The organism is Kitasatospora sp. NPDC059803, assembly GCF_042732255.1.
Classification (GTDB): domain Bacteria; phylum Actinomycetota; class Actinomycetes; order Streptomycetales; family Streptomycetaceae; genus Kitasatospora.
The window spans coordinates 1-8,230 of record NZ_JBHWIJ010000221.1; the positions used below are offsets into that span (position 1 = coordinate 1).

Consider the following 8,230-nt stretch of genomic DNA (forward strand, 5'->3'; position numbering starts at 1 on the left):
GAACCAGGTCGCGCCGGGCGACCTCGGTGCCGCCTCCTCGGTCGTGCGGGTTCGTGTGGGGTCAGCCGTTGGTGAGCACCAGCTTGTGCTTGGTGGCCTTCTCGACCGCGTCCGGCGTGTAGGCCCAGGTCAGCAGCTTGCCCTTGAGCCAGAGGTCGGTCTGGTCGTTGTAGTTGTCGTGGAAGGCGTGGCCGGAGGCGCCGCCGACGTTGATCCAGCGCGAGGAGTCGAGGTCGCTCAGGTCGATCACCATCCGCATCGACGGGATCCAGTCCACCTGGTAGCCGGCCGCCGCGTTCCAGCCGGCCGCGTCGACGGCCGCGGAGCCGCCGGAGAGCCGGTACGGGCCGCGGTTGAGCAGCCGGTGGACCACGCCGGAGGCGATCGAGGAGTCGTCGGTGCCGAGGGTCTGCTCGCGCAGGGTCAGCTTGTGCAGGCGGCCCCAGCTCCAGGTGGAGATGTCCTTGCTGAGCAGCGAGGTGAGGTCCTGCCGGGCGTCCTTCATCGCCTCCTTGAGCAGGTTGTCCAGGCCCTTCTGCTCCTTGTGCTGGGAGTCGATGTACGTCCACCAGGAGCTGTCCGGCTTGTCCAGCTGCTGCCGGACCACCTCGGTCCAGCGGTCACCGCCGTCCGGCTGGGCCTTGCCCGGGTCGCGGGTGCCGCACTCGGTGACGATCTTGCTGGAGCTGTCCGGCCTGGTCGGGTCGTCCTGCTGGCGGACCAGCAGGCAGTTGCCCTTGGCCCGCAGGTCGGCCGGGAACTTCTGGCCGAAGGCGAGGCTGAGCAGCTGGCGCCAGACGCCGTTGTAGTAGGCGGCGGCGGCCGAGTCGGCGTCCTGGTGGTAGTTCCAGTCCTTCAGCAGGTCCTGGGCCTCGCGCACGTACGGGTCGTCGATCTGCTGCTTGAGCAGCAGCGGGACGAGCGTCTTGGCCATGATGCTGGTGTTGTCCAGCTGCATGGTCTGCATGTCGTCCGGCGAGATCTTGCCGTTGTTCTTGAGCAGGCCCTCGATCTGGTCGGTGATCTCCTTGGCCCGGGTGCCGTACTCCCAGTCCTTGGTGAGCGAGTACTTGTAGCTCGGGTCCACCACGGCCTGGTTGGCGGTGACGATGTAGCCCGCGGACGGGTCCAGGCTGTACGGCAGGGCGGTGAAGGGGATCGAGCCCTTCCACTGGTACGTGGAGTCCCAGCCCGGGGCCGGGTAGCTGCCGTCGCCCTTGCCGCGGATCGGGATGTCGCCGGGGGCCTGGTAGCCGATGTGCTTGGCGTCGGCGTAGACCAGGTTCTGCGCGGGGACGGCGAAGTCCTTGGCGGCGGCCCGGAACTCGTCCCAGTTGCGGGCCCGGTCCAGCTCGAACACCGCGTCCATGGTCTTGCCGGGGTTCAGCGCCGTCCACTGCAGGGCGACGCCGTAGCCGCCGGTGCCGCGGTCGGGGGCGGCGCTGCCGTTGGGGGCGTACTTGCCGACGTTCTGCTGCTCGGTGCTCTGGTCGGAGATGAGCGGGGCGCCGGTCTGGGTGGTGCGGACGGTGATCGTGCGGTCCTCGCCGCCGGCGACCTTGATGGTCTCCTTGCGGAGGTCGAACTTCACGTCCTTGCCGTCGACCTGGTAGGTGTCCGGGCCGGTGACCTTCTCCAGGTAGAGGTCGGTCACGTCGGCGCCGAGGTTGGTGAAGCCCCAGGCGACGTCCTTGTTGTGGCCGATTATCACGCCGGGCATGCCGGCGAAGCTGAAGCCGGAGACGTCGTACTGGCAGGCCGGCGAGCTGGTGCGGCAGTGCAGGCCCATCTGGTACCAGACCGAGGGCAGGCCGGGGCCGAGGTGCGGGTCGTTGGCCAGCAGCGGCTTGCCGGTGGTGGTGTGGGTGCCGGCGACGACCCAGGAGTTGGAGCCGATGCCCTGGCCGGGGCGGCCGAGCAGCTGCGGCATGCCGTCGATCCGGTCGGTGAGGCCCTGGAGCAGCGCCTTGGTGGTGGCCGCGCCCTGGGTGGTGGCGGTGCCGCCGCCGGACGGGGGCGAGCCGTCGGCGGGGCGGTAGTTGTCGCCGGCCACCGTGCCGGTCTTCACGATCGTGCCGTTGCGGGTGTACGGGTAGTCGGGGTACAGCTCGGCGATCTTGTCCGGACCGAAGTCCTGGGCCAGCAGCGAGCGGTCGATCTCCTCCTGGAGGTTCCCGGAGAGGTTCCAGGCCATCGCCTTGAGCCAGGCCACCGAGTCGACCGGGCTCCACTGCTCGGGCTGGTAGTCGCCGTTGACGGCGCCGAGCAGGGCGTACTCCAGCGAGGCCTTCTCGCCGCCGGGGTGCTCGCCGAGCCAGGCGTTCACGCCGTCCGCGTAGGCCTGGAGGTTCTTCTTGGTGTCGGCCGACAGCTTGGTGTCGAACTCCTTCTGCGCCACCTGCCGCCAGCCCATGGTGCGGATGAAGGCGTCGGTGTCGACCTGGCCGTCGCCGAACATCTCGGACAGCCGACCGGCGGTGATGTGCCGCCGGACGTCCATCTCCCAGAAGCGGTCCTGCGCCTGGACGTAGCCCTGGGCGCGGAAGAGGTCCTCGTTGGTGTCGGCGTAGAGCTGCGGGATGCCGTTGGCGTCCCGCTTGACGTCGACCGGCGCGCTCATGCCCGCCACCTTGACGGTGCCGTCGACCTCCGGGAAGGACGCGCGGACCGCGGTGACCCCGCGGTAGCCGCCGTAGCCGACGCCGGCCACCAGCAGCACGACCAGCACGATCACGATCAGACGGGCGCGCCGGAACTTCTTCGAGCGGGGCATCTGGGTCCTTGCGGTCCTGACTTCGGGGCGGGCGGGCGTGTCCAGGGCCGGGGGCCGTGACAGGGCACCACATTAGGCCGAGTCGGCCGAGCGGCGTGCACGGGGGACGCTCACCGTGGGATCGGAGGAGGTCAACGAGGAGGCCTGGAGGCGGCGGTCGGGGGCCCGGGGAGGAAAAGAAACTAAAGATATGGCAAAATGTTAGACTGAGTAACGATCCGCAACAGGAGCATTGACGCCTTCTTAACGGGTCGCACCCTCCAGCACCACCAGACACCCCGCCCGCCCCTGCCTGCACGAGGTGCCACTGCGTGAACATCGACCACCTGAACCAGCTCCTCCTCGAGTTCTCCGTGATCCTGCTGGTCGCGGTGGTCGCCGTGCGGATATCCACCCGCTCAGGGCTACCGAGCCTGCTGATCTACCTCGGGATCGGCGTCGCCCTGGGCCAGAACGGCATCGGCGTCTCCTTCAACAACGCCGAGCTGACCCAGGTGCTCGGCTACGCGGCGCTCGTGGTGATCCTCGCCGAGGGCGGCCTCAAGACCAGCTGGCGCGAGGTCAGACCCGTGATGCCGGCCGCCACCGTGCTCGCCACCGTCGGCGTCGGGGTCAGCGTGTTCGTCACCGCGGCCGGCGCGCACTGGCTGGTCGGCCTGGACTGGCGGACCTCGATGCTGCTCGGCGCGATCGTCTCCTCCACCGACGCCGCCGCCGTCTTCTCCGTCCTGCGCATGGTCCCGCTGCCGCACCGGCTCACCGGCCTGCTGGAGGCCGAGTCCGGCTTCAACGACGCGCCCGTGGTCATCCTGGTCGTCGCCTTCGCCACCACCGGCGAGCTGGACTCCTGGTACGTCCTGGTCGGCACGATCATCGCCGAACTGGCGATCGGCGCGGCGGTCGGCTTCGCGGTCGGCAAGCTCGGCGCGTACGGGATCAAGCACGTCGCGCTGCCCTCCTCCGGCCTGTACCCGATCGCCGTGATGGCGCTGACCGTGCTCGCCTACGCGGGCGGCGCGCTGCTGCACGGCTCCGGCTTCCTCGCCGTCTACATCTGCGCGGTGATCCTCGGCAACGCCAAGCTGCCGCACGGCCCGGCCGTCCGGGGCTTCGCCGACGGCCTGGCCTGGATCGGGCAGATCGGCATGTTCGTGCTGCTCGGCCTGCTCTGCACGCCCGAGACCATGGGCTCCGCGGTGGTCCCCGCGCTGGTGATCGGCGGCGTGCTGGTCTTCCTGGCCCGGCCGCTGTCCGTGGTGGTGACGCTGACCCCGTTCAAGGTTCCGGGCCGGGAGCAGGCGCTGCTCAGCTGGGCCGGACTGCGCGGGGCGGTGCCCATCGTGCTGGCGACCATCCCGCTGGTGTCGGGCGCGCCGAAGGCCCAGGACGTCTTCAACATCGTCTTCATCCTGGTCGTCGTCTTCACCCTGCTCCAGGGCCCGACCCTGCCCTGGGTGGCCAAGCAGCTGCGGATCGGCGAGGGCTCGATGGGCCAGGACCTGGACATCGAGTCCGCCCCGCTGGAGAAGCTGCACGGGCACCTGCTGTCGGTCGCGCTCTCCCCCGGCTCCCGGATGTCCGGCGTGGAGGTCAGCGAGCTGCGGCTGCCCAAGGGGGCCGCCGTCACCCTGGTGGTGCGGGAGGGCAGCTCCTTCGTGCCGGACAAGGCGACGGTGCTGCGCGGCGGGGACGAGCTGCTGGTGGTCACCACCGACGAGGTCGGCGAGGCGGCCGAGCGGCGGCTGCGGGCCGTGGACAAGGGCGGCAAGCTCGCGGGGTGGCTGCACGGGCGGTGAGCCCGGCGGGTGGGCGGCGGGTGGGCGGCGGGTGGTGACCGGAAGACCGGAAGGTCTCACCCGCTGTTCACCTTCGATGGGCAGGACAGTTTTGGACGTGCCTTGTAGTCTGGGGATGCGCGCGACATCTACGCGCGTATATGTATGATGGTCAGATCACACCCAGCATCTGCCTGAAGCAGAGTTGGCGCGACCGTTCGGCGGCCGCGGTCCGGACCTCGGCCACCACGCCGGTCCGGCCCGGTATCTACCCCGGTCGACGCGCGAGAGGACGACTCTCGGCGCCGTCGGGGCCACCCCATGCCCTGCCGCGCTACCAGGCAGCAGGAAGGACCGACCGTGACGGCCCGCCGAACGGTCGACGACCCCGCGGACACCGCGACCCCGCGTGACACCGCCAACCCCACCCCCGCCGACGGCACCGCCGATGCCGTCGACACCCCCGCCCCCGTGCGGGTCGGGTACGGCGCACTGCTGCGCACGCCCGGCGCCTGGACGTTCCTGGCACCGGCATTCCTCGCGCGGCTGCCATACGCGATGCTCAGCATGGGCATCCTGCTGCTCGTCAAGGACACCCACGGCTCGTACGGCACCGCGAGCACCGTCGCGGCCGTCGCCGCCGTCGCCCAGGCCCTGATCGGCCCGCAGACCGGCCGGCTCGCCGACCGGTACGGCCAGACCGCCGTCCTCGTCCCGACCGTCGTGGTGCACGCCGCCTCGGTCGGCGCGCTGATCGCGCTGGCGCTCGGCCACGCACCGGCCTGGAGCCTGTTCCTGGCCGCCGTCCCGGCCGGCGCGAGCGTTCCGCAGATCGGCGCCATGGTCCGGGCCCGCTGGATCGCCGAGTTCACCGCGGACGGCGCGTCCGCCTCGTCCGCGGCCAAGGTGGGCACCGCGTTCGCCTTCGAGTCCGTGACGGACGAGTTCACCTTCGTGATCGGCCCGATCCTGGCCACCGCCGTCGCCACCACGGTCAGCCCCTCGGCCGGGCTGATCGCCGAGGCCACGCTGACCCTCGTCGGCGGCCTGGCCTTCGCCGCCCAGCGGCGCACCGCGCCCGCCCGGGCGCTGCCCCAGCCCGGCGTGCGACGCGCCTCCGCGCTCGCCTCCCCCGGCGTCCGGCTGCTGGCCGGGGCCTTCCTCGGGGTGGGCGCCGTGTTCGGCGGCATGCAGGTCTCGGTGAACGCCTTCGCCGACTCGGTCGGGCAGCACGGCGCCGCCGGCACCGTGTACGGGATCTTCGCCGGCGGCTCGATGGTGGCCGGCGTGCTGTACGGCGTGATCGCCTGGCGGCGGTCCGTGCAGCAGCGGATGGTCATGAGCTACGCCCTGCTGGTGCTGGGCTGCTCCACGCTGTGGGCGATGCCCAACCTGGTCGCGCTCGCCGCCGCCGGACTGGTCTGCGGCCTGGCCATCGCGCCGACCCTGATCAGCGGCTACACCCTGGTCGAGACCCTCGTCGCGGACGGCGCCAAGACCGAGGCGTTCACCTGGCTGACCGGCGCCATCGGCCTCGGCCTGGCGGTCGGCCAGATGATCGCCGGGCAGCTGATCGACGGCCACGGGCCGTCCAGCGGGTTCCTGGTGCCGGTGGCTGGCGCCGGCCTGGGCCTGATCGCGCTGGTGTCGCTGCGGCACCTGCTGACCGCACCGGGCGGGCCTGGTCAGGTCGTCGCGGCCGCACCGGAGCTCGGCGCCGCGGCGCAGCTGGTGGGCGCGGCCAAGGGCTGAGCGGGCACGCGGTGGCGCACCGCGCGAAGCCGTGGGCGGCGCGCGGTGGAAGCCGCGCGGATCCGCGGTGGAGAAGTGTGCGCGGCTCGGCCACGGCTCATCTCACATCGGAGTCGCTGGACTGATTCAGCGGAATGCCGCATCATTGACCATCGTTAGCACTCATCAGGCGAGAGTGCCAGGAGGAAGACAAGTGCCCACGTACCAGTACCAGTGCACCGAGTGCGGCAACGGCCTGGAGGCGGTGCAGAAGTTCACCGACGAGGCGCTGACCACGTGCCCCGACTGCCAGGGACGGCTCCGCAAGGTCTTCTCGGCCGTGGGCGTCGTGTTCAAGGGCTCGGGCTTCTACCGCACCGACAGCCGCTCGTCCTCCAGCAGCACGGTGGGCGCAGGCTCCTCCGGTAGCTCCTCGGCGGCGTCGTCCGGCTCGACCCCGGCGTCGTCCTCGACGTCGTCGACGTCCTCGTCCTCCGGTTCTTCGAGCTCTTCCAGCTCCTCCAGCCCGGCTCCGGCCGCGAGCTGACCTCGGCGCCGGACGCACACAGCGCATCGACAAGGCCCGCCACCCCGCGTTCTCCGCGGGGCGGCGGGCCTTCGTCGTCCCTGCTCGCCGTCACCACTCGCCGCCCCGGTTCGTCAGCCCCGGCGGGCCGGATGCACTCGTGCGGGTGTACGAATTCATCCACAGGGCCCGAGTTGTCCACAGGCTGCGGATAACGGCTTTCCGGGGCGGGGCGCGGCGCACATCGTAGGGGTCGCCAGAGAACGACCGGCCCGCACAGGGGCGGCCCCCCACGACCTCGGTGGTGACCATGACGACGATGAGCCTCTCCGTACCGCTGCCCGCACCCGCCGTACCGCCCCGGCGGGAGGTGCCGTGCTTCCCGCCGATCCGGCGCGGGGCCGACGGGTGGCACCGCTGGCGGCACGCCGTACGGTGCCGGGCCGGGGTGCCCGCGCTGGTGCTGCTCGCGGTGGCCGCGGCGCTCGCGGTCGGGCCCGCGCGGGCCGGGCTGCCGTCGCCGCCGGGCGGCCCGGTGAGCCGGACGGGTTGTCAATCCGGTCCGACGGAAGATCACCCGTAACCGGGCAACGACTTCGTCGTTCACGGCGGCATGAAAGGCTTCAAGGAATTCCTGCTGCGTGGAAACGTCGTCGAACTCGCCGTCGCCGTCGTCATCGGCGCGGCCTTCACCAACATCGTCAACGCCTTCGTCAAGGGCGTCATCAATCCGATCGTCGGCGTCTTCGGAACGAAGGACCTGGCGTCCTACAGCTCCTGCCTCAAGGGGCCCTGCGAGCTGAACGCCACCGGCGAGGTCACGTCCGGAATCCTCATCCTGTGGGGATCGGTGCTCAGCGCCCTGCTGCAGTTCCTGATCACGGCAGCCGTCGTCTACTTCGTCCTGATCGTGCCCATGAACAGGCTGGCCGCCAGGCGGAAGAGCACCGCCGAGACGCTGGCGGAGGCCGAGGCCAAGGAGGTCCAACTACTCACCGAGATCCGCGACGCGCTGGTCGCCCCGCAGCGCTGAGCGCCGCGCCTCAGTCCCCGTGGTGCGGCGGGCGCTGGCTCAGGTACCAGTCCAGCCCCCGCCCACCGCTCTCCCCCGCCCCGGGGCGCTCACCCCAGCCGGTGTCGGTGTCGTCCCGGGACTGCTGGTCCAGCGGGTCCCGGAAGACCAGCCGGGCCTTCGGCGCCGCCGGCCGCTCCTCCCGTCCCTGCTGCTCCCCCTGTCCCTGCTCCCGCGCCTGCCCCTGCCCCTGCTCGCTCACCCTGCTCACTTCCGCTTCCCGTCGACTGCCGTCCGGATCGTCCTGTCCCTCCAGCCTAAGAGCCCCGCGGAACACCCCCGGGGGGGGGGGGGGGGCGCGGGCGCGCCCGCCCCCGCGGCGCGGGGGGGGAGCGAGAGAGAGAGAGAGAGGG

The 8,230-nt window shown here is 71.4% G+C and carries 6 protein-coding genes; 4 read left to right on the plus strand and 2 right to left on the minus strand.

The features are described from left to right. Positions 1-61 precede the first annotated feature (61 nt). The gene (locus tag ACFV6I_RS28495; protein WP_380428370.1) at positions 62-2,773 is read right to left on the minus strand and encodes a penicillin acylase family protein; all 2,712 of its coding nucleotides are present in this window, start codon (positions 2,771-2,773) and stop codon (positions 62-64) included. A gap of 311 nt (positions 2,774-3,084) precedes the next feature. Here ACFV6I_RS28495 and ACFV6I_RS28500 point away from each other — a divergent pair, with 311 nt between their 5' ends. The 4 genes from ACFV6I_RS28500 (at position 3,085) to mscL (ending at position 7,838) form a co-directional block, all read left to right on the plus strand. Then, positions 3,085-4,569: a potassium/proton antiporter gene (locus ACFV6I_RS28500; protein WP_380428372.1), complete on the plus strand. Its 1,485-nt coding sequence runs from the start codon at positions 3,085-3,087 to the stop codon at positions 4,567-4,569. 339 nt (positions 4,570-4,908) lie between these two features. Continuing rightward, complete coding sequence (locus tag ACFV6I_RS28505) at positions 4,909-6,300, plus strand: MFS transporter (protein ID WP_380428374.1); 1,392 nt, start codon at positions 4,909-4,911, stop codon at positions 6,298-6,300. A gap of 193 nt (positions 6,301-6,493) precedes the next feature. Further along, on the plus strand, positions 6,494-6,826 hold the full coding sequence (locus ACFV6I_RS28510) for an FmdB family zinc ribbon protein (protein ID WP_079135672.1): 333 nt from the start codon (positions 6,494-6,496) through the stop codon (positions 6,824-6,826). Between the two features lie 592 nt (positions 6,827-7,418). Further along, positions 7,419-7,838, plus strand: coding sequence for a large conductance mechanosensitive channel protein MscL (gene mscL, locus ACFV6I_RS28515; protein ID WP_063348087.1), 420 nt, complete (start codon positions 7,419-7,421; stop codon positions 7,836-7,838). A gap of 10 nt (positions 7,839-7,848) precedes the next feature. Here the strand turns inward: mscL and ACFV6I_RS28520 are convergent, their stop codons facing one another. Further along, the gene (locus tag ACFV6I_RS28520; RefSeq protein ID WP_063348088.1) at positions 7,849-8,088 is read right to left on the minus strand and encodes a hypothetical protein; all 240 of its coding nucleotides are present in this window, start codon (positions 8,086-8,088) and stop codon (positions 7,849-7,851) included. Positions 8,089-8,230 lie beyond the last annotated feature (142 nt).